The sequence below is a fragment of the Billgrantia bachuensis genome (assembly GCF_011742165.1).
Taxonomy (GTDB): domain Bacteria; phylum Pseudomonadota; class Gammaproteobacteria; order Pseudomonadales; family Halomonadaceae; genus Halomonas; species Halomonas bachuensis.
Genome location: NZ_JAAQTO010000002.1, coordinates 111,562 through 132,838 on the forward strand (window position 1 = coordinate 111,562; position 21,277 = coordinate 132,838).

The window sequence follows — 21,277 nt, forward strand, 5'->3', positions numbered from 1 at the left end:
GGTGTTCAGTCCTCGGTGACCGGTTTGAAGCGCCGCAGCTCGAGCAGGCGGTACCCCGTGTAGTTACCCAACAGCAGGATCAGCGCCATGATGATGAGCTGTACGCCCAGGAAGTTGAAGGTGATGTGGCGTATCCAGGGATTGTTCATGGCGAGATAGGCCAGTACGGCCGTAATGAGGCTTCCACCACCCTGTATCAAGACCTGCTTGGGTCCCTCTTCCTCCCACAGGATGGACATGCGCTCGATGGTCCAGGCCAGAATGATCATCGGGAAGAAGGTGATCGTCAGGCCTGCATTGAGTCCAAAACGATAGGACAATACCGAAAATATCGAAATGATGGCGATGACCGTGATGATCACCGCCGAGACTCGAGCTACGAGAAGCAGGTTGAGGTAGGAGAGGTAGTTGCGTATCACCAGGCCTACCGAAACGACCAGCAGGAAGCCGATCAGTCCGGTTGGAAGGGTCGTCTGGATGAAGGCCAGCGCAATCAGCACGGGCATGAAGGTACCCGAGGTCTTGATCCCGACGAGAATGCGCAGGAACACGACCACCAGCGCGCCGATGGGAATCAACAGGATGGTCTGGAACAGCGCCTGCTCCTCGAGCGGCAGGCTGTGTATCGAGAAGTTGAGCAGGGTATCGTCAGCCAGCTGGCTGCGTACGGCGGCCGCTGCAGGCTGGCTGCGCGACAGCATGGAGAAGGTGACCCGGGAGTTGGTACCACCCTGCACCTCCAGCACCGCGCGGCCGCCGGCTTCCCATAGCAGGAGGTTGTCCGGCTGACCCTGCTCGGCGGTACGCGGGTCGAACAGCGCCCAGTTCTCTTCGTCCTCGAACACCATGATCCAGGAGGTCAGCGTTTGTCGCCGGCGGCCATCCTCGAGCAGGAGGCCGCTGACCTCCTGTGCATGCACGCCAGCCTGGTTGAGCAGACGCACCAGCAGGGGCGTGCGCTCGAACTGGGTCAGCAGCAAGCGGGCATTCTCGCCTTGGAGTTCATCGCTGAAATCCCGGATCAGCTCCCGCGTAAAGGTGTAGGGGTCGGCACTGCGCATCCAGGCGCGCTCGATCACCTGAGCCGCCGCCGTGTCGTAGGGACGCTCCCAGCTGACGTCTCGCAGGGGCGGGCGCGCTATCTGTCGCTTGCGCTGGTCGTCAGTCACCAGCAAGCGCACGGAGTAATAGAGCTGCTGGCTACCCGTGGCACGGCGGGTTGCCCACTGGGCGCGGCGACCGCTCTCGTCCTGCAGGAACGACAGGCCGTAGCCCGGTGAGGCCGTGTTCTCGGTCAGAATACGGTAGCCACGCTGATGCGAGGGCAGGGCAAGCTCGACGCGGGCGGGGTCGCCCAGGGCGGTGAAATCGACAATGGCTTCGACCTCCCAGACCTGGCGCTGCTCGCCCGGGGTCCACGGCACCTCCATCTGGATGTGTCGATGCAGGCTCGTGCCGATACCGAGCAGCATCAGCAGACCCACGATAAGATAGAAGGGCAGTCGCGACATGTATCATCCTTGCAGGTAGGGTAGTGAGGCCCGGTATCAGCCTTCTTCTTCGTCCCGGTCGTTGATCTCGTCTTCCGCCGCCTCGGAGGCCGGGCGGCCGCCGGGGAATTCGGGCCTGGGGTGGAGATAATCCTCCGCCACGTCAATCAAGGCGATATCCATCAGGAAGCGCCGCCCGAGCAGTACCGGATAGTCGAGATGGGTGCGGTCGTTGAGCGTGAACTCCACCGTCTCGCGGATCGGCCCCAGGGTCATCAACAAGCTTACGACCGGGCGCGACTCACTGCCGGCGGCCTGCATTATACGCACCCGACGCTCGATCGGCCGTTCGATCCATTCGTCGCGCACGTTGTCGACCACGACGTCGTCCTCGTTGAGGCCCAGCTTGAAGCGCACCCAATCCTCGCCGTCACGCTCGAAGCGGGTGATATCGGTAGCGGAAAGCGAAGAGGTGTTGGCCCCCGAGTCGACCCGCGCACGCAGGTAGGTGCCGACTTCAGGCAGACCGATCCATTCGGAGCGGCCGACCATTTCCTTGGCCGACAGTGTCGCACTCAGCTCGTCGTTGCATTGCGCCTGTACTACCGTGGGTTCTTCGCCACGCTGCTCGAGCCGCTCGATATCGCCACGTAAGTGGCGGAGCGTGACCCCGGCATCGCGCAGCTCGGCGAGAAGTTCGGTCTGGCGCTGGTCTGCGGCGCTGGTATCGTGGCGTTCGCAGCGCTGCGCGATCTGCTCCTCGAGCTGACCGATGCGTGCCTCGAAAGCCGCAGGGCTGAGCGTGGGCTCGGGCTCAGAGTCTGGGTTGAGGGCGCATCCGCTGATCAGTAATGAACACAGCAACCAGGGTATGGGTGCGGATAGCGTTCTCGGTCGCATGGGAATCGACAGCCTCCGGTCGGGCGGGCTACGGGTCAGGCGTAGCGGCAGTGGGCTTGGCTTGAAGGGCGCACGTTTCGTCGCGGCGAAACATGACGGAGGATGATAAGGATTTCGAGGTGGCGTTGTCCAACGCCGTGATAGCAGCATGATTTAACATAATATACATTATGCGAACCCGCTTTTGTCTAATGTCTCCTGATTTCTTCCTATTGATTGTCACACTTTTGCCTCATTCGATTGCACTCGGTTTCACCCCCGTTACCTTGCGCGGCCCGCTATCGGCCTTTGCCGTCGCGGACTTGACGATAATTCACGCAAGGGAACTTAAACGATGAAAAGAATTCAGGAACCGATTGCCCTCTATGTTGCCGGGCAGTGGCTCTACGTCACCCAGGAAACGGCGGTACGCATCCTCGGCGTGCATCCCAAGACGGCCCAGCGCTGGGCCAGCGGCGCCCAGCGTATCAGCCCGGAGCGCGCCTTGCTGCTGGCGATCCTCAGCGGGCAGCTACTGCCGTTCCACGGATGGGAGGGATTCGAGTTTCGCCTACGCCAAGGGCCGCCCCCTGCGAGGCGGCCCTTTGCCGTGATGGTGTCGCCCGACGGCCGTGAGTGGCTACCGGATGACTTCGCGGTGTGGCATCGCGTGAGCGGCAGCCGCTAACGGCTCTCGCGTTCCAGCTCGCGGGCGATTTCCAGACGGTTCACGCGGCTCGAAAGCCGCATCAGGTACAACCCCATCATCAGCAGCCCGAAGTTACCGCCCGCGTTGATTGCTTCAATCAGCGTGGCATCGATCACAGCCCGAAGCCCCCCAGCAGCTCGACCAGCAGCTCCGGTGGTAGGAAGGTGCCGGTAAACCAGCCCAGCACGCCAACCATGCCCAACGCAGCGCCTCGCTTTTGATTCGGTGTCAGTTTCATGCCCTTACCCCCTTACAGTGTGCCGTAGGCGCCCAGCTCGAAGCGCCGTTGTAGATCCGCTGCGGCATCGCCGCTATAGCGCCAATCGCCCCAGCTCTCGCCGAAATTCCAGCTCTCCCAGATCGGCGGCCGCACCGGCTGCCCAATGTAGCTGCGCAGCTCCGGGCTCATTCCCTGGAACAGGCGGTTTTGCCGGTACTGCCAGTACAGATAGCCCGCCGCGCCCAGGACCAGCACCGTGGTCAGGTTGACGTTCAGGCGCATGGCTACAGGCTCCCCAGGCTTCCGCCGTTCCAGCCAAGGCGCTCGTTCAGGCTCTCGGCCACGGCGGACGTCTGCGCGGCGCGGCTGGCGGCCTCGGGCTCATAGCCCTGGCTCAGAAAGTCTTGGTAGAACCATTTCGTCTGCTCAGACAGGCCCGACTTGCCCCACAGGCTCACGGCCCACAGGTCGGGATTCATGCGCGGCAGCTCGGCCTTGGGCCGGGTCAGCACGTAGGCGCCCAGGCCCACGGCGGCGGCGATAAGCATCGTTTTGGTTTTCATGCCATGGACACTCCACGGTTGATGGTGGCCATGCTGTAGGGCTGCTGGCCGTTCTCGTAGCTGATGATTGCCTCGACCAGCTCAGGCATTCGGGCCTGGACGTCGATGCGATCGGTTGCCCGCACGCCCAGGCGATCCGCCACGAACCCGGCGTAGGCCGCTGAATTGTTCTCATGGCTCGGCGCCCAGCGCTGGATAATGCCGCCGATGTAGTCCAAGCCGTGCTTGGTCTGGTAGGTGGTCAGCACGCGGGCCAGGGCGCGAATGCCGTATTCCGGCGACTTGAAGCGCATGAATCGACCGTCTGACGGCGGATTGTCGAGCCCCTGCCAGCGCGTGCCGGTGTACTCGATATTGCCCGGATTGTTGTTCCTGATGCCTCGCGGCTGGCTCATGTCGCCCCCTAGTGTTTGCTCGATGCTGCTGAGGCCGGGCCACTCCCAGGAACTGCCGAACTCAGGCAGGGCCAGCCAACTGGAAAAATCGGTGTCGAGCGGTATCCAGGGCGAGGCCTGGCGCTCGGTGCCGCCCTGCTGGGCGCCCTGGCGGGTCAGGTAGACGCCCGCCCCGGCAATCAGGGCCAGCCCCAGGACGGCGCGAATCATGCCGTTGGCTCCACGGCAGCCGCCAGCGCGGCCTCGTGCTGCTGGTCGGCGTCGGCAAAGGCGGCGTCGATCCGGGCGCCCAGGTCGGCGGGAATGTCGGTCACGCGCCCGGTGAACGGTTCGCGCTCGATCCAGCGGGCGCCGTTGTGCTCGCCGACAAAGACCACGCCCTCATCGGCGAGCGCGGCGGTGTCTACGGTGTAGTGCGTGCCCAGGGCGACAAATACCAGCCCCTCGGCGGTGATGATCTGGCGTGCAGGTGTCATGGTTGGCCCCTTATGTCTTGATGCAGTAGAGCAACGCGACGTTTCGCGGTCGCGTCTCGGCGCCGCCTCTGTTGCCCACGCTGACGGTGTGGCTGTGGCTGCCGTTGCTGTTGATGCTCAGGCTATGGTTATGGTTTCCGGCGTAGTGGGTATACGCATCGACACCCGAATCTCCACCCCAAACCGAAAAGTTATTACTTGTTCCTTCGCCTGTTTTCTTGTTCACGGCATGGCGGTGGTTACCGTCGGTCCCGATGCTGCCACTGTGCCCATGGCTGCCGGTGCTGTTGGTGCTCGCGGCGTGGTCGTGACTCTTAAATGCATCGCCTTGGGCCGTGCCCAGGCCGCGCCCGGTGTCGACGCCCCGGCCATCGTCCAGGCCGCGCACGAACTCGCCGCGCAGGTCGGGCAGGTTGAAGGTGGTGGCCCCATCCCCAGCGCCGTAGGTGGTGCCGATGGCCGCGAACAGGCGCGGGAACTCGGCGCGCGATACGGCGGCGCCGTTGGCCTTGAGCCAGCCGCGCGGCGGCGCGGCGCTAGCGAAGGTTTGGACGCTGCCCGGCTCGGCACCAGACGCGGCGGCGATCAGGCGAGCCATCAGACCACCTCCGCGACGTGCAACACATCCCCGGCATCACCCCCGACTGCGACCTCTCCGGCCACGTCCAGCTCGAAGGTGTCGCCGGGCTCGATGGGCAGCCCGGCGATGGTGACGGCAGCGGCGTTGTTGAGACTGGCGCGCATGACCAACTGACGGCGGTCAGGGTTCGCGGGAATCGTGCCGCCCCCGGCGACGTCGCCGACCGCCTGAATCGTGGCGGCGGCCTTGAGGCTGACATTGCCGGTAGTGCGCCCGCTCTCGAACTCCCCGCTCCCCACGATCATGCGAACCCGTAGGGTCACGCCCGCATCGTTGCGCACGCGCAGCGACTCGAACTCACGGACGCGGGCGCCCTCGCCCTCCTGCACGTCGAAGGCATCGCCCTTCGATGTGCTGATGTTGACCTTGCCGCCGCTGGCATCCAGCACGCGGAAATAGTCGCCGATGCACTGGACCAGCACCTGCGCGCCCGGCTCGACGTTCAGGACGTAATCGCGCAGCGCGCCCCGCTGAACTTGGCTCATGCCTTAAAACTCCCCTTCGATGCCCAGGCGATGCCGACCAGCGCCACAGCGACGGCAGCGGCGACGTACTGCAAGGTTCGCAGCTGCTCACCCTCGCTGCCGATCTGCTCGCGCTCGGTGAAATTGGCGACAAAATCCATGGCCGACATGCTGCTCTTCTCGCTGAATTGCAGCGCGGCCCGGCTCACAGCCTCGTTTCGCTTGAGGGCTTCCTTGCTCACGCCCTCCATGCCGTCGAGACTGTCGCGGTTGATCTTCTCGGTTGTCGAAAGCGCGGCTTCTACCTGACGGCGACCGGCCTCGCTCAAATCCTCGACGCCAGCGGCGAGCGCCTTGGCGATGTTGTCCAAGGTGATGGCATCAGCCCGGTAAATCGTGGTGCTGTTGCGGTCGCCGATAACGTTGGCTTCGCCCTGCTGGCTAATATTGTTCGTTTCGTAGCTGCGGCTTGTTTTGCTGCTCGACTTGTTACTCATGGAGATACACCCTCTCGACCTCGCGAAAGCCCAGCCCCTCTAACCAACGCGCGATGCCGTTCTGGCTGGTGTGCGCTCGCACTCGCCAGCCTCTCGCCTTGGCTGCGGCGACTACCTTCCCGACCTTCTCGCGGTAGCCACGCCCCGCACAGGCGACCAGTACCAGCTCGCGTTGCCCGGTCGGTGTGACCTCAAGGCGAACCACGCCCCTACTGCCGTCGGCAAAGCGCAGCACGCGGGCGCGGCCCGCTGCCACGTCTGCCTCTATGTCAGCGGCATCGCGATCCATGGCAGGCGCCAAGATTGCGCGATCTTCGGCGGTCATAGCTTGCGCCATATCGCCAGCGCCCCCAGCGCCACTGCACCGATAACGGCCAGCTCGCCCCAGGCCCAGCCCTCGACCTTGCGGACGCGCGAACCGGTGCCGTAGTAGTCGCCGACCGTCATTGTTCCCACGTCTCGGGTACCGCCGTAGTCCGCCGCCTGACTCGGCCCCGCCGTCGGCGAAAAGTTAAACGGCGGTATCGGTGGTGTCGGTGCTGCCATGGCGGCCCCCTTACTTGAGCAACAGAACGAGGCCCACCAGCACGGCGCCGCCGACGATCAGATGCCCAGCCCCCAGGCCACCTGCGGCGAAGCCGCCCCCGCCCGGCGCATTGCTACCGGTGGGGTACATGGTCTGATTGCGTGTCGCATCCTGCGCGCTGCCGGTGGCATTGGCTTGCGCCTTGATGCCCTCGATAGTGACCCAGGCGCCCAGCGCATCGGAAAACAGCCCCCGGCCCGCTTCGACCAGCGACGTGGAGCCGCCGTAGTTGTAGCCGCCTGCGGTGTCGGCGCTGTTGGTGCCGAAGCTCCAACTTGATGTATCGAACATAAGGCTCTCCCCTGGTTAGATACCGGCGAAGCCGTCGAGGTACTCGACCAGCACCGTGACCTGTCCCGCCGTGTCCAGGGTCAGGCGGAAACGCTGGTCCTGAATGAGCTTGGGATCGGTGACGATGGACTGGTAGATATCGCCCTCTTGGGTGAAGTCGACGGCCAGATACTTGGCCTGCGGCACGCGGCCCGACTCGCGTTGCAGGTACTGCAACAGGGTCTTTCCGCCCTCGACCACCTTGCGGCTGTTCTGCTCGACCTCGACGCGGCTGACGTCATCGGCATCCTTGATGAAGTGGATGGCGCAAAGGCGCGGCCCCTTCGGGATATTGTCGATCTCGAACTGTCCAGCGGTCGCGGAGCTGTAGGTAAAGCGCTTGATCTTGTTGATCATGCCCAGCGGCGCGGGGTCGGACTGAATGGCGTGCGCCTGAATGGTCGGCCCAACGGCGGCGCCGTCGATCTCAACCTCAAGCTGCAAGGTCGATACCTTGCCGGAGCCATCGCGGGCGCCGGTACCCAGGCCGGTCACGCGCTGCTGTTCCAGCTGGTTCAGCTCGGGACGCACGAACCACAGCGTCAACTGCCCCGCCGCGTCGTGGCGCCCGTAGTATTTATTGAGCGCTGCGACCTGCTCGGCGTCGGCGAACTCCATGACCGGCTTGCCGTCGACGCTGATACGAATGTCTTTCATCTGAGCGCGGGTCAGGTTGGTGTAGCTCAGAATCAGGCGCTCATAGGTGCGACCGATCGGCATGTTCAGTGTTGCGGTGCCGCCCGGTGTCACGTTGGACAGGGACGGCATACGGGTAGTAAGACGCATGGCGGCTCCCCTTACTTGATGACGTTGGCGACGGTGCCCAGGCCAGCTTTACGCAGACCGTAGGCGGCGGCACCGATGATCACGGCGGCGGTGATGGTGGACACGACGATTGACCAATCGAGGTTGTCCTTGTACTTGGTGACTGCATCAGACATGGCGATAGCCCTTGCTGGTGGATCGAACGAAAAAGCCCCGACAGCGGGTGCTTGTCGGGGCAACGTTGGCGAGCCGTTCGGTTTAGCGGCAAGCGCTATTCGGTCAGTTCGGTCAGCTTTCGGCCTTTGGCGGTGAATTCCAGGCGGTGAAAGGTGATTTCCGGGCCGCGCTTCCTGATGTAGTGCAGCGGCTCGATGGCTTCCAGCCGCGCCTCGCTGACGGCGGCAAGGCGTGCCATGCGCGGAATGTCGGTGGTTTCCTGGCGCCCTATCCAGAACTCACTCGCTTGCGTGTAGACCGTCTTACTGATCTCGGTGCCCCGCTGGCTGGCCATCGTCAGCCCGCCGTTGTACTTGCGCGCGCGGCGGATGAGCTGGCCGAACTTGGGCGAAGCCCGCCCGGCACTAACCGAGACGTCGGCCAGTTCCTCTATCAGCAGCTCGGTCGGCGTTCGGCCATCCAGGGCGATGAATGCCAGGTCGCACCACCATTCGAACGTCTTTAGATCGTTGTCGCCGTTCCACAGCAGCCGGAACGGTCGCCCGCTGGCGATGCCACGCGCCACGGCGCGGGCATAGCCCGCCCTGGTGTCGAAATGGTGGCCGTCGTGGTCATCGTCGGTATCCCAGCCCAGCAGGCGCACCCCTTTCGCCGGGACCAGCTCACGGATGAGCTGGCTTTTCCCGGCCCCGGACGCCCCCAGCACGAGCCGGTGACGGTTCGGCAGGCTGGTATCAGGCTGGTGAGCCATACGGCGCCCCCTCGCCCTCGGTCGGCTGCTCGGCGCGCTTCTGGCGTGCCTGCTCGGCTTCCTCGGCGCGGCGTGCCTTGTAGGCGCCAATCATCACCCCGCCCAGCCACATACCGGCGCCCAGGTAGTGCATGTACGGCTTGAGCCATTCGGGCAGCTCGCCGCTGAAGTCCCGGGCCACGGGCAGCATGACCTCCTCGCCGTGGGCGCGGTGCCCGGCGTCCAGGCTGTGCCCCGGATGGATCATGCCCGCCGCCAGTTCGGTGGCCTGGACCATCATCTTGGCGACGGCGCGCGCCTGTTCCTCCATGGCGTCGACGTCTTCCCATTCTGGCTGCTCGGCTTCCTGCTGGGCGGCGCCCTCGGCGGCCTCGGCCTCGGCGGCTAGCGCTTCGATGGCGGCGACACTCTCATCCTGCTCAGGTACTGCGGTTTGCTCGGTCATTCTCGGTTCCTCGGTCGGTCAGCGTTGGGACAAAAAGACGCCCAGGCCCAGCGATGCCAGCAGCAGCACGCCCAGGCCACGCGCCCGGCTCGGTCGCGCACTCGGCTGGCTGCTCGGTTCCGGCTCGGCCTCGGGCTCGGGCTCGGTTGGGTCAAACTCGGTCGGCGTGTTGCGGGCCAAATCGGCGGTGACGTTGGCCGGGCGGGTCGGCTCGGCCCCGGTGTGCCATTCCGTCTCCCGCCACAGCCTCTCCTGAATCACGGCCCCGGTCGGCTGATTCAGGCCACAGGCGGCGCACTGCCAATAGAGATGGGCGCCCCGCCGCTTCGACTGGCGGACGTCGGCGCCGTCGGCGCCACAGGTCGGACACGCGACGGTGCCCAGGCTCGGGTTACTCATACCAGCTCACCCCCTGCTGCCCTGGACAGCTCGCGCCGTGCCAGTTCGTCGGTGATCTCGGCGGCGAGCAGCGCGGCCGTCTTGATGTCGCCAGCCGCTGCAAAGGCCGGTAGGCCCGCGATTCGGTCGGCCTTGGCCCGTAGCTGGGCGCGTTTCTCGGCTAGCTCTCGGTTGGTCATGCTGTCAGTACCTCTGCGGCTTGCTGTTGTGTGATCTCGCCCGCCAGGAACCAATCCAGCACGGCCTCGCGGCCCTGCTCGATTAGTTCACGGCGGCGCTGGCGTTCTTCGCGCTCGATACGGCGCGTTACATTGGCAACTTGGTAGGCGTGCAGCGGCTCGACGTTCTCGGCGCGCAGCTCGGCGACGTGCCCCGGATCGGCGGCCGGGTACATGCGACGGAATGAATCGGCTGCCCAATACTCGAACAGCATTGAGCGCTCCCAGGCGGATATTTTGCCCTTCGCCTCGGCGTGCCCCATGAAGCGGAACCCATAAAACCGCCCCCGAACCCCCTCGCGGGATTCCCTGACGCGGCGGAAATGGCCCGGCGTACAGTTATTGACACCAGTCCAAGGCGCCGCGGCTGCGCCGCCGCGCAACCCCTCCAGGTCAACGACGATGGGCGCCGCCTTGGCGGCAATCTCCCAGCGGTACCGGCGCGTCAGGTACTCGGCCTCGCCGGTGGCACTGGTGACGGTGACGCCCCAGGTACCCGCCACAGGCTCGCCATAGCGCCCCTGCTGGTCGTGGGTCAGCTCCCCGGTGCTGGCGTCCAGCAGGGTCGGCTCGGCGCCCTGACGGACGACGCGCCACGGCTTGATAGGCTGCCCCAGGCGCCCCGCCATCGGCCCGCCCATCTCGCGCAGGAACTTGTCCCACAGCCCGGCGTCGGCGGCGCGGTGGACCTCGGCGAGAATCGCCGCCGCCTCGGGGTCGGGCCGAGTCAGGGCCTCCCAATCGGCGATGATCTCGGCGTCCAGGCGGCGCAGCTCGCGCCACACGGTCACGGACGGCAGCCCCACGAACTGGAACTGACGGATGCCCCAGGTGCTGGCCCATGCCTCGATACGCGGCGCGCTGGTTTCCATCGGCTGGCCGTAATGATCGACCTCGCAGAACTGGCGCCCGTTGATGTTCTTGCAAACGTACTTGGCGACGTAGCCCGCTGCCGTGCCCCGGCTGTAGTCAATCGTCGTGGAATCGAAGCGGGCGCGGCGTGCGGTACCGCTGCGCAGTTCTCCGGCGTCAGCCTCGCAAGCGTAGTCGCGCAGAATGCGCGTAGCCCTGGCCTTGTCGGCGGCTTCCATGAACAGCAGCAGGTGCCAATGCGGCGTACCGTCGTGGTGTGGCTCGACCACCCGAACGCCATAGATGCCGATACCCTCGCGGGCCAGCTTGGCGCGGGTGCGGCGCCAGACGCCATTGAGATAGGCTTGCGCCTCTCGCGGGTCGGTACCGTCGTATTTGGGATTGGGCCGGATGTTCGGGCGGGTGCTGACCGGGTGCATTCGGCTCGGGCATGTCAGCGTGTAAAACATGCTGACATGCCCCAGACGACGCGCCTCGGCCTCGGTGTCGGCAATGCGTAGCATCAGCTCGGCCCGGCGATTGTCCGGGTTCGCCATGCCCAGCTTGGCCAGCTCGGCGAGCGTATAGACTTGGCCGTCTTGGTTGGTCGCGGTGACGGTTTCGAGCAGGTGAAGGTTTCGCGCCTGCTGCTCGCGGCGCGCGCGGTACCCGGCATTACTGCAGTAGATGCCGACGCGCTTGGAGACTCGCCCCAGGATGCGGGCGCGCTGCTCCAGGCGGCGAGCGTTGAGCCGGCGAAGCTGGCGGCGCCACCACAGCGGGCAGCCCATGCGGGCGAGCCCGCCCCGGTGGCCGTAGTCGGCAGGCGGCGTGAGCTGGTGACGCTCGACGCGGCGCACGGCCCGCTGATAGGCCAGCACCACATCGCTCACGGCGGCGGCTTCCTGTGCAACGTGCCGCGCCTGCGCCTCGGCATGCGAGACGAGCGCGGCGTCGTCATGGGTGCAGTACCACGGCCCGCAACGTAGCAGGCTGTCGGCCAGAACCTGCCGCTCGACGGCAACGGCATGACTGGTCATTGCGTGATGCCGTTGGCCTTGGCGTCGGCTTCCAGCTCATCCGCGAACTGCCCCAGGCGTGCGGCAACCTCGGCATACCACGCCCGATATTCCGCCCCCCGGATGTGGTTCATTTGCTCTACGAATTCCGCCGCCCGGTCGCGTAGACCATGGACGGCGCGCACCGTGCGCAGCTCGGCTAGACGGTCAGGCCCGGCAGCGTCGTGAAGGTCAGCCCGGAGGCGATCAAAGGCAGCGGGAGGAGTAATCCCAGGAGTGGCGAAAGCTTCGACATGTGAACTCGGCATGGTTGCGGCTCCATCGCGGTCACAGGCGAGAAAGAGGCCGGGTAGCTACTCCCGGCCCGGCCCCGGTGGGGGCCTTCCTGCGACGGACGGAACCAGACTATGCAACGTGGAACCACCTATGCAACTGCGTGTCACAGTCGTTCAGCAGTTGCATAGTGTTCTATGCTCTGCATGGAACGTGGCATTCCAAGGAAATTAAAATGAACACGATTGAACTCTTGACAAAGCTGCGAGCCCACTACGGCGGGGCTTCTGACTACCGTGTGGCCAAGGAATTGGGGATTCAGCCCCAAACCGTCTATCACTGGAAATCAGGCCGCTCCGGTATGTCTGATGACGTGGGAATTCGGGCCGCTGAGATACTGGGATTGGACCCGGATTTGGTCCTTTTAGACCTGCATATTGAGAGGGAAGAAGGGAACGTTACATCCCCTATCTGGCGGTCGATTCGCAACCGCCTGGAAGTGGCTGCAATGCCCGTGGTTGTGGGCTTCGCGGGGTATTGGGGCGGGGTACTTTTCGGAGGGCCTTTAACCTAACCCTCTATACATTATGCGAACCAAGGGGTGAGTGTGTGCTGGACTAGCTCAGATGTGGCACGCCCGGCGCGGTGTCCATCGCCATCGACCACCGTATCGACACAACCCACACGACAAACCCCGACTCGCCGGGCCGGGGTTCGTGGGTTCACTGATTGCCAGTCGCCCGTCATCATGCCTCGTCGGGTGGCGCGTATGAGCCGTCCTCGCGGTGCACTTCCTTGCCGGTAATCGGAGGCGTGAAGACGCAGGCGAGATGCATGGTCTTGTGGGCACGCAGCAGATGTTCGTCATGCTGATCGAGAATGTAGATGTCGCCCGGCTTGATCGGCCAGATCTTGCCGTCGGCCAAGGTTTCCACTTCGCCTTCACCCTCGATGCAATACACCGACTCGTAGTGATGCTTGTAGTGAATATGCGTTTCGGTGCCTTCGTAGATACGCGTGATATGGAACGAGAAGCCACCGCCATCGTTGGCCAGCACCAGGCGCGTGCTGTCCCAGGTACCGCTCTCCGCCTTGACCAGTCGGTCCGTCTTGCGCGCTTCCTCGAGATTGCGAACGATCATCTTCAAAAGTCTCCGTTCAATCCATAGACTGGCCGGCTGCGCTACAGCCGGCCGTTACATGAACACCATGTGTGCCGGATCGAGCCAGTGGCACCGGCGCTCAGGCCATGACTTCCCTGACACTTGCCTCGAGAATGTCCAGCCCCTCGAGCAGATCCTCATCGGGAATGGTCAACGGACACAGGCACTTGACCACTTCTCCCGCCTGACCGCTGGTCTCGATCACCAAGCCTTTCTCGAAAGCCTTGGCAGTGATCTTGTCGGCCAGGTCACCGTCGCCAAGATCGATCCCGCGCATCAGGCCGCGACCTCGCTCGGAGGCCGGCACCCCCTGCTCGCTGATCCAGGCGGCGATCTTCTGGAAGCGGTCTTCGACCACCCTGCCCTTGCGCTGGACATCGCGTTCGAAGGTATCGTCACGCCAATACTGTCGCATGGCGGCAGCGGCCGTGGCAAAAGCCAGGTTGAAGCCGCGGAAAGTGCCGTTGTACTGGCCCGGCTTCCACTTGTCGAGATCGGGGCGCATCAGCACATGAGCGAACGGCAGGCCGAAGCCGGACAGCGACTTGGAATTGGTCACGATGTCGGGCTTGATGCCGGCGTGCTCGAAACTGAAGAACTTGCCGGTACGGCCGCAGCCCGCCTGGATGTCGTCGACGATCAGCAGGATGCCATTGTCGCGGCAGATAGCTTCGAGGCGCTTGAGCCAGTCGAGGCCGGCGACATTGATGCCACCTTCGCCCTGCACGGTCTCGACGATCACCGCGGCCGGCAGATCGAGCCCGCTGGAGTTGTCGCCCAACAGCTTCTCGAAGTAGTCGAGACTGTCGGCATGCTCGCCCATGTATCCGTCATAGGGCATGAAGGCACTGCCTTGCAGCGGAATGCCACCGGTGGCCTCGCGGAACTTGCGATTGCCGGTAGTGGCCAGCGCCCCCATGGTCACGCCGTGAAAGCCATTGGTGAACGTCACGATGTTGTGGCGACCTTGCGCCACCCGAGCCAGACGAATGGCGGCCTCGACGGCATTGGTGCCGGTCGGCCCCGGCAGATGAACTTTGTACTCGAGCCCGCGCGGCTTGAGGATCACCTCCTCGAGGGTTTCCAGGTAGTCGCGCTTGGCGGCCGTCCAGAAGTCGAGGCCGTGCACGATACCGTCGCTGTCCAGGTAATCGAGCAGCGCTTGCTTGAGGTGCGGATTGTTGTGGCCGTAGTTGAGGGTGCCTGCACCGGCCAGGAAGTCGATGTACTCGCGGCCGTTTTCATCGGTCAGCCGAGCATTCCTGGCCTTGGTGAAGACCACCGGGAAGGAGCGGGAATAGGTCCGGACGTTGGATTCGAGACGTTCGAGTGTCTGGGTCTGCATATCGACCTCCTGTCGGGAATAATCAAGCGTAGAGATGCATGGACGGCCGAAGGCCTCGACCATCCCGCGATTCGGGTGGGATCAGATGCGCCGTGTGTCGAAAGGACCGATACGCACGAGATTCTCGGGGTCGTGTTCACCGCCGAGTTGGTCCGTGGAGAAGTATTCACGGCTGTTGAGGGGGGCCTGCCAGCGATCGGCGAGGCGACGAAAGAGCCCCCAAGACGCCTGGTTGTCCGGCGTGATGGTGGTTTCCAGGTGATGGACGTCTTCCAGTTCGGGGCGGCTCATGACGGCGGCGACGAGACGCCGAGCCAAGCCGGTGCCGCGAGCTTTCTCCCCTACCGCTACTTGCCACAGGAAATAGGTATCCGGGGCGTTGCTCTTCACGTATCCGGACACGAAGCCGACGATTTCGCCCTCTTCATTGGTGGCAACGGCACAGGTATCGCGAAATTGGGTCGCCAGCAACAGGTAGGCATAGGCAGAATTGACATCGAGCGGCGGGCATGACTTGACCAGTTCGTAGATTCCCCAGCCATCGTCGGGATTTGGCTTGCGAATGAACAGTGGCGAGGCGTCACTGCCGACTACGGCATCGGCCACGCTGGGACGGGCCAGGTCGGCAGAGGGTGTAAAGGGCTGCGTTGTCACGTTCATGATAAAGCTTCGCTGTAGCGATGTTGCTCGTAATGATAACAGGGCTCATCATCAAATCAAAACTAGCATTATGACTACGGCACGAATGCATAACAAAAAATTATCATTCGTTGCCAAACCACTTCGGCACTACGTAAGTCTAGTCCAGAGCCAAGCAGCCGTCCGAATGAAATCGGGCCACCCAAAAAGGCGGCCCGAGGCGGGTAAGCAAGGTTTCTTCAGCGCCGTGCAAGCGTGCGCATGGTGACGAACTCCTCGGCCCCTGTCGGATGGATACCGACCGTGGCATCGAAATCCGCCTTGGTCAGGCCAGCCCTCACGGCTATGGCAATTCCCTGGATCAGCTCGCCGGCCTCTTCGCCCACCATGTGGGCGCCGACGACCACGTCGCTGTCATCAGCGACGATCAGTTTCATCAGGCAGCGCTCCTGGCTGCCAGAAAGGGTGTGTTTCATGGGGCGAAAGTCGGTGCGGTAGACGCATATTTCCCCATACTCTTTACGTGCCTGCTCTTCAGAAAGCCCGACCGTACCGATATTGGGATGACAGAATACTGCCGTGGCGATGTTGCGGTAATCCATCGCTGTCGGTGGGGCATCGCCGAAATGTTGCTGCACCAGATGCATGGCTTCCGCCAAGGCCACCGGTGTCAGTTCCGGTCCGCCGGTGACGTCGCCCAGCGCCAGGATGGAAGTAATCGACGTTTCGAAGCGATCGTTCACCTTGAGCGTGCCATCGGCATTGAGCTCGGCACCCAGCGTATCGAGCCCTACACCTTCCAGGTTGGGCCTGCGTCCGGTGGCGGCCAGCACGGCATCGACCTCCAGCGATTCACCGTTGGTCAGCGTGACCAGCAACCCACCCTCGACCTTGTCGATGCGCTCGATGTTGGTCTCGAAGTGCAAATTGACGCCCTTGACCGCCATCTGTTCACGGGTGAACTCGCGCACCTCACGGTCGAAGCCGCGCAGGAACAACTCGCCACGATAGACCAGGTGGGACTCACTGCCCAGGCCATTGAAGATACTGGCGAACTCCACCGCAATGTAGCCGCCGCCAAGGACCAGGAAACGTCGCGGCATCCGCTCCAGGTCGAACACCTCGTTGGAAGTCACGGTCAGCTCGCGCCCGGGAAAGTCGGGCACCCAGGGCCAGCCGCCGACGGCCACCAGGATCTTGGCAGCAGTGAAGCTCTCCCCTGCGACCTCGACGCGGTGCGCCTCCGTGACCCGTGCGCGCCCATTGATCAATCGTACCCCGGCATTGTCCAGCAGGCGGCCGTAGATCTCGTTGAGCCGCGCGATCTCCCGGACCTTGTTGTCACGCAGCGTGGTCCAGTCGAACATGGGGGCTTCGGGCAGGTTCCAGCCAAAGCCGTGAGCATCCTGGAAGGCATCGTGAAAGTGCGCAGCGTAGGAGTAGAGTTTCTTGGGCACGCAGCCCACATTGACGCAGGTGCCCCCCAGGTAGCGATCCTCGGCAACGGCCACCCTGGCGCCGGTTGCCGCCGCGGTACGAGCGGCACGCACCCCACCGGAACCAGCCCCGATGACGAAGAGGTCATAATCGAAGTCTGACACGCAGTTCTCCTTGTCTCGCCGAGCTGTGCCAGCCGGCCTGATCGATGGCACGATACTACCAGCGTCGGACGCGGGCGTGCAGATCCGCCGGCGCAGTTGACCGTGCCGCTTCGGCTAGGTACAAGGAGCGGGCCCTGACTGACAAGGTGAATTCATCGCATGGACAAGGAAATCAAGGCCCTGTTGGACAACAACCACCTCTGGGCCAAGCGCATGCAGCAGGAAGACCCGGACTTCTTCACCCGGCTATCCAGCCAGCAGAACCCCGATTATCTCTGGATCGGCTGCTCCGACAGCCGTGTGCCGGCCAATCAGATCATCTCGCTGCCCCCCGGTGAAGTCTTCGTACATCGCAACGTCGCCAATCTTGTCCATCACAACGACCTCAACGCGCTGTCGGTACTACAGTACGCCGTCGATGTGCTCGAGGTTCGACACATCATGGTCGTCGGCCACTACGGCTGCGGTGGCATACGGGCTGCGGTTTCCGGCGGAGACAACGGCATGGTCGATCTCTGGCTGCATTCGGTACGCGAACTCTACAATCAGCACCGCCATGAACTGACCGCGCTGTCATTCGACGAGCAGGTGGACCGCATGTGCGAGTTGAACGTCAGAGCCCAGGTCAAGAATCTGTGTCACAACAAGACCACCCAGCACGCTTGGCAGCGCGGCCAGCCTTTGGCCATACATGGCTGGATCTATGGACTAGACAATGGTCGTATTCGCGACCTCGACTGCAGCGTCCTGGGGCTCGATCAGGTGGCCACGCTGTATCGCATAGACCGCCTGGCGGCACCGTCCGGCGACTGATCTTCCCTCCCGAGCGTCAAGGCACTATTCGCATTGCGCATGGCGCCTGTCGGAATTTCGATTGTCCTCTTCTCGGGCAGATCACTACATTGGCTGCGTACCACGCAGGCGCGGCCGGAGGGCCGCGCACAACAAAAACCCGAGAAGGGAACGACACATGACGTTCAAAAAGACCTTGCTGGCCGGAATGATCGGTGCCGTCATGACCGGTACGGCGCTGCTGCCGGCCGTCGCCAATGCCGAGAACACCCTGCGCATGGCCTACGACGCCGACCCGGTCTCGCTCGACATTCACGAGCAGCTCTCCGGTGGCATACTGCAGCTCTCCCACATGACCTTCGACCCGCTGGTACGCTGGACGCAAGATCTCGACTTCGAGCCGCGCCTGGCCACCGATTGGGAACAGGTCGACGACACCACCATGCGCATGACCCTGCGCGAGGGCGTCAAGTTTCACAGCGGCAACGACCTCACTGCCGAGGATGTGGTGTGGACCGTGGAGCGCCTCAAGCGCAGTCCGGACTTCAAGGCGATTTTCGCTCCCATCGCGAGCGTGACCGCACCCGACGAGTACACCGTCGAGTTCAAGACCGAGGAGCCCTACCCGCTGCTGCTCAACCTGGCCACCTACATTTTCCCGATGGACAGCCAGTACTACAGCGGCACCGACACCGACGGTGACCCCAAGGACGAAATCGTCAAGAACGGCAACTCCTTCGCCTCGTCCAATCTCTCCGGTACCGGCCCGTTCACCGTGGTCGAACACCAGAAAGGCAACCGGATGGAGTTCCAGCGGTTCGCCGACTACTGGGATGAGGAGTCTCCCGGCAACGTCGACAGAGTCGTGCTCACCCCGATCAGCGAGAACGCCACGCGCGTGGCCGCCCTGCTCTCCGGCGACGTCGATTTCATCGCCCCGGTGCCGCCCAACGACCTGGAGCGTGTTCGCGAGAGCGACAACGCCGAGCTGGTCACCATGTCCGGCACCCGCATCATCTTCCTGCACATGAACCAGGAGCGCGTCGAGGCCTTCCAGGACGAGCGGGTACGCCAAGCCTTCGCCTACGCCATCAACCAGGACGCCATCGCCGAACGCCTGATGAAGGGCTTCGCCACCCCGGCGGCGCAATTCTCGCCCGAGGGCTACGCGGGGCATATCGAGTCGCTCGAGCGGCGCCATGACCTGGAGAGAGCCCAGGAGCTGATGGAGGAAGCCGGCTACGCCGACGGTTTCCAGATCACCATGATGGCGCCTAACAACCGCTACGTGAACGATGCCAGGATCGCCCAGGCGGTGGCCACCATGCTGGCACGCATCAACGTCGAAGTGGACCTCAAGACCTTGCCCAAGGCGCAGTACTGGGGTGAATACGACGATCGCGCCGCGGACGTGATGATGATCGGCTGGCACGCCGACACCGAGGACAGCGCCAACTTCCACGAGTACCTCACCGCCTGTCCGGACCCGGATACCGGTGCCGGCCAGTACAACGCTGGCAACTACTGCAACCCGGAACTCGACAGGCTGGTCGCCGAGGCGAACCTCGAGGTCGACCTGGAAAAGCGCGCCGAAATGCTCCAGCAGGTCGAGCAGACGCTCTACGACGAGGCCGCCTTCGTGCCGCTGCATTGGCAGGATCTCGCCTGGGCCGCCGCGCCGAACGTCGACATCGAGCCGATCCTCAACGTGATGAACTTCCCCTATCTCGGGGATTTGGTCATCGAGGCCGAGTGACCCACCCTGCCGGCCCGCGGGCCGGCATTCCGTGAACCCGATACGGTGGCACGCCCCAGGCGGGCGTGCCACCCCGCGTTGCCCACAGGACGCCACCCATGATCGCCTTTCTGGTAAAGCGCCTCTTTCATGCGCTGCTGGTGATGTTCGTCATCAGCGTGATCGCCTTCGCCATCCAGGAGAATCTCGGCGACCCCATCCAGCAGATGGTCGGTCAGTCGGTGCCCGAGAGCGAGCGCGAGGAGCTGCGCGAGCGGCTCGGGCTCAACGACCCCTTCCTGGTCCAGTACTTGCGCTTCGCCGTCAATGCCGCCCAGCTCGATTTCGGCTACTCCTATATCTTCAACCAGCCGACCACCGAGGTGATCCTTCGCCACTTGCCGGCCACGCTGGAGCTGGTGGCGGCGTCGACCTTACTGATCATCGTGCTGTCGGTGCCCATCGGCGTGTACAGCGCCATCAAGCCGCGTGCCTGGCTGTCACGCTTCTTCATGGGCGTTTCCATCGTCGGCATTTCGATCCCGGTATTTCTAACGGCCATCGTGCTGATCCAGCTGTTTGCCATCGGCATGACCTGGGCGCCCTTCCCCGCCGATACCGCCTGGGGTAGCTGGCTCAACGAACTGATCACCACCGAGGGCGGCATGCCGGCCTACGGCCGTGGCGACCCGGTGCACGTCTTCGGCACCTGGTACACCAACTTTGCCTCGCTGAAGGGACTGACCTACCTGGTTCTGCCGGCCATCTCGCTGGCCTCGATCATGCTGCCGCTGTTCATCCGGCTGATTCGCGCCGAGATGCTGGAAGTGCTGCAGTCGGAATACGTCAAGTTCGCTCGCGCCAAGGGCATCCGCCTGCGCCGCATCTATTTTCTGCATGCGCTCAAGAACACCATGCTGCCGGTAATCACTGTGGGCGGGGTACAGATCGGCACCCTGGTGGCCTATACCATCCTCACCGAGACGGTCTTTCAATGGCCGGGGATGGGGCTGATGTTCCTCAATGCCATCAACCGCTCTGACATTCCATTGATCATCACCTATCTGATGATCGTGGGGCTGATCTTCGTGATCACCAACACCCTGGTCGATCTGATCTATGGCCTGGTCAACCCCACCGTCAAGCTGACAGGTAAACCCGCATGAGCACCACGACCTCTATCGAGAGCCCTCCCACAGCGAGCCGCTGGGAGCGCTTTCGCGACTCATACCTCCTCTACAGCTTCAAGCGCGACCTGATTGCCCAGTTCAGCCTGCTGGTCTTCGTGATGATGGTGGCGGCCGCCGTGCTGGCGCCATGGCTGGCGCCGATGGACCCTTATGATCTGGCGCAGATCGATATCCTCGCCTCGGAGCTGCCGCCCTTCTGGATCTCCGGCAGCGAGGATGCCTACGTTCTCGGCACGGATGCCCAAGGCCGCGACATGCTATCCACCATCCTCTACGGCGCGCGGGTGTCGCTGATCATCGGCTTCGGCGCCGTGGCCCTGCAGGCGATTCTGGGGGTCAGCTTCGGACTGCTGGCCGGCTACCTGGGTGGGCGTATCGACGCCTTCCTGATGCGTCTGGCTGACATCCAGCTCTCCTTTTCCACCCTGATGGTGGCCATCGTGGTGGGTGCCCTGGTCAAGGCAATCTTCGGCGGCGCCACCTTCAGCGCCTACGCCGTGCCGCTGCTGGTGCTGATCATCGGCCTCGCCGAATGGCCGCAGTACGCCCGTACCGTTCGCGCTTCGGTGCTTGCCGAGAAGAACAAGGAGTACGTCGATGCGGCACGCACCATGGGCCTCTCCAGCCGGCGCATCATGTTCCGCCATATTTTGCCCAACACCCT

General features: G+C 63.7%; 32 protein-coding genes. 6 read left to right on the forward strand and 26 right to left on the reverse strand.

Annotated elements, in window-relative coordinates; all coding sequences use genetic code 11:
• Window positions 1–5: 5 nt before the first annotated feature.
• Window positions 6–1,511 carry an inactive transglutaminase family protein gene (locus tag HBJ55_RS00775; protein ID WP_167110046.1) on the reverse strand — a complete coding sequence of 502 codons (1,506 nt, stop codon included), beginning with the start codon at window positions 1,509–1,511 and terminating at the stop codon, window positions 6–8.
• Window positions 1,512–1,547: 36 nt separating this feature from the next.
• Entirely contained in the window at window positions 1,548–2,390 is an 843-nt protein-coding gene (locus HBJ55_RS00780; RefSeq protein ID WP_167110048.1) for an ATP-dependent zinc protease family protein, read from the reverse strand.
• A gap of 334 nt (window positions 2,391–2,724) precedes the next feature.
• Between HBJ55_RS00780 and HBJ55_RS00785 the strand changes: the two genes are divergently transcribed.
• The gene (locus tag HBJ55_RS00785; protein WP_167110050.1) at window positions 2,725–3,057 is read left to right on the forward strand and encodes a hypothetical protein; all 333 of its coding nucleotides are present in this window, start codon (window positions 2,725–2,727) and stop codon (window positions 3,055–3,057) included.
• On the opposite strand, the gene HBJ55_RS00790 is transcribed toward HBJ55_RS00785, so the two are convergent.
• The 20 genes from HBJ55_RS00790 to HBJ55_RS00880 form a co-directional block, all read right to left on the reverse strand.
• The gene (locus tag HBJ55_RS00790) at window positions 3,054–3,194 is read right to left on the reverse strand and encodes a hypothetical protein (protein ID WP_167110052.1); all 141 of its coding nucleotides are present in this window, start codon (window positions 3,192–3,194) and stop codon (window positions 3,054–3,056) included. The genes HBJ55_RS00785 and HBJ55_RS00790 overlap by 4 nt on opposite strands.
• Complete coding sequence (locus tag HBJ55_RS22515) at window positions 3,191–3,316, reverse strand: hypothetical protein (RefSeq protein WP_277345531.1); 126 nt, start codon at window positions 3,314–3,316, stop codon at window positions 3,191–3,193. The genes HBJ55_RS00790 and HBJ55_RS22515 overlap by 4 nt, the downstream gene beginning before the upstream one ends.
• 12 nt (window positions 3,317–3,328) lie before the next feature.
• Window positions 3,329–3,580, reverse strand: coding sequence for a hypothetical protein (locus HBJ55_RS00795; protein ID WP_167110054.1), 252 nt, complete (start codon window positions 3,578–3,580; stop codon window positions 3,329–3,331).
• 2 nt (window positions 3,581–3,582) lie between these two features.
• On the reverse strand, window positions 3,583–3,861 hold the full coding sequence (locus tag HBJ55_RS00800; RefSeq protein ID WP_167110057.1) for a hypothetical protein: 279 nt from the start codon (window positions 3,859–3,861) through the stop codon (window positions 3,583–3,585).
• Window positions 3,858–4,466: a hypothetical protein gene (locus tag HBJ55_RS00805; protein WP_206022120.1), complete on the reverse strand. Its 609-nt coding sequence runs from the start codon at window positions 4,464–4,466 to the stop codon at window positions 3,858–3,860. The genes HBJ55_RS00800 and HBJ55_RS00805 overlap by 4 nt, the downstream gene beginning before the upstream one ends.
• Window positions 4,463–4,732 (reverse strand): hypothetical protein, encoded by a 270-nt coding sequence (locus tag HBJ55_RS00810; RefSeq protein WP_167110059.1) that lies wholly within the window; start codon window positions 4,730–4,732, stop codon window positions 4,463–4,465. The genes HBJ55_RS00805 and HBJ55_RS00810 overlap by 4 nt, the downstream gene beginning before the upstream one ends.
• A gap of 10 nt (window positions 4,733–4,742) precedes the next feature.
• On the reverse strand, window positions 4,743–5,330 hold the full coding sequence (locus tag HBJ55_RS00815; protein ID WP_167110061.1) for a phage tail protein: 588 nt from the start codon (window positions 5,328–5,330) through the stop codon (window positions 4,743–4,745).
• The gene (locus tag HBJ55_RS00820; protein ID WP_167110064.1) at window positions 5,330–5,857 is read right to left on the reverse strand and encodes a hypothetical protein; all 528 of its coding nucleotides are present in this window, start codon (window positions 5,855–5,857) and stop codon (window positions 5,330–5,332) included. Before HBJ55_RS00820 ends, HBJ55_RS00815 begins: the two co-directional genes overlap by 1 nt.
• On the reverse strand, window positions 5,854–6,333 hold the full coding sequence (locus HBJ55_RS00825) for a hypothetical protein (protein WP_167110066.1): 480 nt from the start codon (window positions 6,331–6,333) through the stop codon (window positions 5,854–5,856). Before HBJ55_RS00825 ends, HBJ55_RS00820 begins: the two co-directional genes overlap by 4 nt.
• Window positions 6,326–6,658, reverse strand: coding sequence for a hypothetical protein (locus HBJ55_RS00830; RefSeq protein ID WP_167110068.1), 333 nt, complete (start codon window positions 6,656–6,658; stop codon window positions 6,326–6,328). Before HBJ55_RS00830 ends, HBJ55_RS00825 begins: the two co-directional genes overlap by 8 nt.
• Complete coding sequence (locus HBJ55_RS00835; RefSeq protein ID WP_167110070.1) at window positions 6,655–6,879, reverse strand: hypothetical protein; 225 nt, start codon at window positions 6,877–6,879, stop codon at window positions 6,655–6,657. The genes HBJ55_RS00830 and HBJ55_RS00835 overlap by 4 nt, the downstream gene beginning before the upstream one ends.
• A 10-nt stretch (window positions 6,880–6,889) precedes the next feature.
• Window positions 6,890–7,210: a hypothetical protein gene (locus HBJ55_RS00840; protein ID WP_167110072.1), complete on the reverse strand. Its 321-nt coding sequence runs from the start codon at window positions 7,208–7,210 to the stop codon at window positions 6,890–6,892.
• 15 nt (window positions 7,211–7,225) lie between these two features.
• Window positions 7,226–8,035, reverse strand: coding sequence for a major capsid protein P2 (locus tag HBJ55_RS00845; RefSeq protein WP_167110074.1), 810 nt, complete (start codon window positions 8,033–8,035; stop codon window positions 7,226–7,228).
• An 11-nt stretch (window positions 8,036–8,046) separates the two neighbouring features.
• Window positions 8,047–8,190 carry a hypothetical protein gene (locus HBJ55_RS00850; protein ID WP_167110076.1) on the reverse strand — a complete coding sequence of 48 codons (144 nt, stop codon included), beginning with the start codon at window positions 8,188–8,190 and terminating at the stop codon, window positions 8,047–8,049.
• A 95-nt stretch (window positions 8,191–8,285) separates the two neighbouring features.
• Window positions 8,286–8,942 (reverse strand): hypothetical protein, encoded by a 657-nt coding sequence (locus HBJ55_RS00855; RefSeq protein WP_167110078.1) that lies wholly within the window; start codon window positions 8,940–8,942, stop codon window positions 8,286–8,288.
• Window positions 8,926–9,387, reverse strand: coding sequence for a hypothetical protein (locus HBJ55_RS00860; protein ID WP_167110080.1), 462 nt, complete (start codon window positions 9,385–9,387; stop codon window positions 8,926–8,928). Before HBJ55_RS00860 ends, HBJ55_RS00855 begins: the two co-directional genes overlap by 17 nt.
• Before the next feature lie 18 nt (window positions 9,388–9,405).
• Window positions 9,406–9,786 (reverse strand): hypothetical protein, encoded by a 381-nt coding sequence (locus HBJ55_RS00865; RefSeq protein ID WP_167110082.1) that lies wholly within the window; start codon window positions 9,784–9,786, stop codon window positions 9,406–9,408.
• Window positions 9,783–9,965 (reverse strand): hypothetical protein, encoded by a 183-nt coding sequence (locus HBJ55_RS00870; RefSeq protein WP_167110084.1) that lies wholly within the window; start codon window positions 9,963–9,965, stop codon window positions 9,783–9,785. The genes HBJ55_RS00865 and HBJ55_RS00870 overlap by 4 nt, the downstream gene beginning before the upstream one ends.
• On the reverse strand, window positions 9,962–11,896 hold the full coding sequence (locus HBJ55_RS00875) for a replication endonuclease (protein ID WP_167110086.1): 1,935 nt from the start codon (window positions 11,894–11,896) through the stop codon (window positions 9,962–9,964). Before HBJ55_RS00875 ends, HBJ55_RS00870 begins: the two co-directional genes overlap by 4 nt.
• Window positions 11,893–12,183, reverse strand: coding sequence for a hypothetical protein (locus HBJ55_RS00880; protein WP_167110088.1), 291 nt, complete (start codon window positions 12,181–12,183; stop codon window positions 11,893–11,895). Before HBJ55_RS00880 ends, HBJ55_RS00875 begins: the two co-directional genes overlap by 4 nt.
• Window positions 12,184–12,383: 200 nt before the next feature.
• On the opposite strand from HBJ55_RS00880, the gene HBJ55_RS00885 reads away from it, so the two are divergent.
• On the forward strand, window positions 12,384–12,722 hold the full coding sequence (locus HBJ55_RS00885; RefSeq protein WP_167110090.1) for a helix-turn-helix domain-containing protein: 339 nt from the start codon (window positions 12,384–12,386) through the stop codon (window positions 12,720–12,722).
• A 172-nt stretch (window positions 12,723–12,894) separates the two neighbouring features.
• On the opposite strand, the gene HBJ55_RS00890 is transcribed toward HBJ55_RS00885, so the two are convergent.
• The 4 genes from HBJ55_RS00890 to gorA form a co-directional block, all read right to left on the reverse strand.
• Window positions 12,895–13,290, reverse strand: coding sequence for an ectoine synthase (locus HBJ55_RS00890; RefSeq protein ID WP_167110092.1), 396 nt, complete (start codon window positions 13,288–13,290; stop codon window positions 12,895–12,897).
• A gap of 100 nt (window positions 13,291–13,390) precedes the next feature.
• The gene (gene ectB, locus HBJ55_RS00895) at window positions 13,391–14,656 is read right to left on the reverse strand and encodes a diaminobutyrate--2-oxoglutarate transaminase (RefSeq protein ID WP_167110094.1); all 1,266 of its coding nucleotides are present in this window, start codon (window positions 14,654–14,656) and stop codon (window positions 13,391–13,393) included.
• A gap of 81 nt (window positions 14,657–14,737) precedes the next feature.
• Entirely contained in the window at window positions 14,738–15,316 is a 579-nt protein-coding gene (gene ectA, locus HBJ55_RS00900) for a diaminobutyrate acetyltransferase (protein WP_167110096.1), read from the reverse strand.
• Window positions 15,317–15,534: 218 nt separating this feature from the next.
• Window positions 15,535–16,896, reverse strand: a complete 1,362-nt coding sequence (gene gorA / locus HBJ55_RS00905; protein ID WP_167110098.1) for a glutathione-disulfide reductase — start codon at window positions 16,894–16,896, stop codon at window positions 15,535–15,537.
• Window positions 16,897–17,055: 159 nt separating this feature from the next.
• Between gorA and can the strand changes: the two genes are divergently transcribed.
• From can to HBJ55_RS00925, 4 genes are all read left to right on the forward strand, one after another.
• Window positions 17,056–17,709 (forward strand): carbonate dehydratase, encoded by a 654-nt coding sequence (can, locus tag HBJ55_RS00910; protein ID WP_167110100.1) that lies wholly within the window; start codon window positions 17,056–17,058, stop codon window positions 17,707–17,709.
• A gap of 157 nt (window positions 17,710–17,866) precedes the next feature.
• Window positions 17,867–19,444: an ABC transporter substrate-binding protein gene (locus tag HBJ55_RS00915; protein WP_167110102.1), complete on the forward strand. Its 1,578-nt coding sequence runs from the start codon at window positions 17,867–17,869 to the stop codon at window positions 19,442–19,444.
• Between the two features lie 98 nt (window positions 19,445–19,542).
• A complete protein-coding gene (locus HBJ55_RS00920) occupies window positions 19,543–20,589 on the forward strand; it encodes an ABC transporter permease (RefSeq protein ID WP_167110104.1) in 1,047 nt (348 codons plus the stop codon).
• Window positions 20,586–21,277: ABC transporter permease (locus tag HBJ55_RS00925; protein WP_167110106.1), on the forward strand; the 692-nt coding region annotated here is incomplete at its 3' end. The genes HBJ55_RS00920 and HBJ55_RS00925, both read left to right, overlap by 4 nt.

Coding starts and splice junctions, on each gene's coding strand:
- ectA (WP_167110096.1), bottom strand. CDS start 15,316: ATGAACGTGACAACGCAGCCCTTTACACCCTCTGCCGACCTGGCCCGT.
- HBJ55_RS00885 (WP_167110090.1), top strand. CDS start 12,384: ATGAACACGATTGAACTCTTGACAAAGCTGCGAGCCCACTACGGCGGG.
- HBJ55_RS00810 (WP_167110059.1), bottom strand. CDS start 4,732: ATGACACCTGCACGCCAGATCATCACCGCCGAGGGGCTGGTATTTGTC.
- HBJ55_RS00890 (WP_167110092.1), bottom strand. CDS start 13,290: ATGATCGTTCGCAATCTCGAGGAAGCGCGCAAGACGGACCGACTGGTC.
- can (WP_167110100.1), top strand. CDS start 17,056: ATGGACAAGGAAATCAAGGCCCTGTTGGACAACAACCACCTCTGGGCC.
- HBJ55_RS00845 (WP_167110074.1), bottom strand. CDS start 8,035: ATGCGTCTTACTACCCGTATGCCGTCCCTGTCCAACGTGACACCGGGC.
- HBJ55_RS00820 (WP_167110064.1), bottom strand. CDS start 5,857: ATGAGCCAAGTTCAGCGGGGCGCGCTGCGCGATTACGTCCTGAACGTC.
- HBJ55_RS00840 (WP_167110072.1), bottom strand. CDS start 7,210: ATGTTCGATACATCAAGTTGGAGCTTCGGCACCAACAGCGCCGACACC.
- HBJ55_RS00860 (WP_167110080.1), bottom strand. CDS start 9,387: ATGACCGAGCAAACCGCAGTACCTGAGCAGGATGAGAGTGTCGCCGCC.
- HBJ55_RS00825 (WP_167110066.1), bottom strand. CDS start 6,333: ATGAGTAACAAGTCGAGCAGCAAAACAAGCCGCAGCTACGAAACGAAC.
- HBJ55_RS00855 (WP_167110078.1), bottom strand. CDS start 8,942: ATGGCTCACCAGCCTGATACCAGCCTGCCGAACCGTCACCGGCTCGTG.
- HBJ55_RS00815 (WP_167110061.1), bottom strand. CDS start 5,330: ATGGCTCGCCTGATCGCCGCCGCGTCTGGTGCCGAGCCGGGCAGCGTC.
- HBJ55_RS00920 (WP_167110104.1), top strand. CDS start 19,543: ATGATCGCCTTTCTGGTAAAGCGCCTCTTTCATGCGCTGCTGGTGATG.
- HBJ55_RS00865 (WP_167110082.1), bottom strand. CDS start 9,786: ATGAGTAACCCGAGCCTGGGCACCGTCGCGTGTCCGACCTGTGGCGCC.
- HBJ55_RS00785 (WP_167110050.1), top strand. CDS start 2,725: ATGAAAAGAATTCAGGAACCGATTGCCCTCTATGTTGCCGGGCAGTGG.
- HBJ55_RS00830 (WP_167110068.1), bottom strand. CDS start 6,658: ATGACCGCCGAAGATCGCGCAATCTTGGCGCCTGCCATGGATCGCGAT.
- HBJ55_RS00835 (WP_167110070.1), bottom strand. CDS start 6,879: ATGGCAGCACCGACACCACCGATACCGCCGTTTAACTTTTCGCCGACG.
- ectB (WP_167110094.1), bottom strand. CDS start 14,656: ATGCAGACCCAGACACTCGAACGTCTCGAATCCAACGTCCGGACCTAT.
- HBJ55_RS00805 (WP_206022120.1), bottom strand. CDS start 4,466: ATGATTCGCGCCGTCCTGGGGCTGGCCCTGATTGCCGGGGCGGGCGTC.
- HBJ55_RS00850 (WP_167110076.1), bottom strand. CDS start 8,190: ATGTCTGATGCAGTCACCAAGTACAAGGACAACCTCGATTGGTCAATC.
- HBJ55_RS00880 (WP_167110088.1), bottom strand. CDS start 12,183: ATGCCGAGTTCACATGTCGAAGCTTTCGCCACTCCTGGGATTACTCCT.
- HBJ55_RS00915 (WP_167110102.1), top strand. CDS start 17,867: ATGACGTTCAAAAAGACCTTGCTGGCCGGAATGATCGGTGCCGTCATG.
- HBJ55_RS00775 (WP_167110046.1), bottom strand. CDS start 1,511: ATGTCGCGACTGCCCTTCTATCTTATCGTGGGTCTGCTGATGCTGCTC.
- HBJ55_RS00870 (WP_167110084.1), bottom strand. CDS start 9,965: ATGACCAACCGAGAGCTAGCCGAGAAACGCGCCCAGCTACGGGCCAAG.
- HBJ55_RS00800 (WP_167110057.1), bottom strand. CDS start 3,861: ATGAAAACCAAAACGATGCTTATCGCCGCCGCCGTGGGCCTGGGCGCC.
- HBJ55_RS22515 (WP_277345531.1), bottom strand. CDS start 3,316: ATGAAACTGACACCGAATCAAAAGCGAGGCGCTGCGTTGGGCATGGTT.
- HBJ55_RS00780 (WP_167110048.1), bottom strand. CDS start 2,390: ATGCGACCGAGAACGCTATCCGCACCCATACCCTGGTTGCTGTGTTCA.
- HBJ55_RS00795 (WP_167110054.1), bottom strand. CDS start 3,580: ATGCGCCTGAACGTCAACCTGACCACGGTGCTGGTCCTGGGCGCGGCG.
- HBJ55_RS00875 (WP_167110086.1), bottom strand. CDS start 11,896: ATGACCAGTCATGCCGTTGCCGTCGAGCGGCAGGTTCTGGCCGACAGC.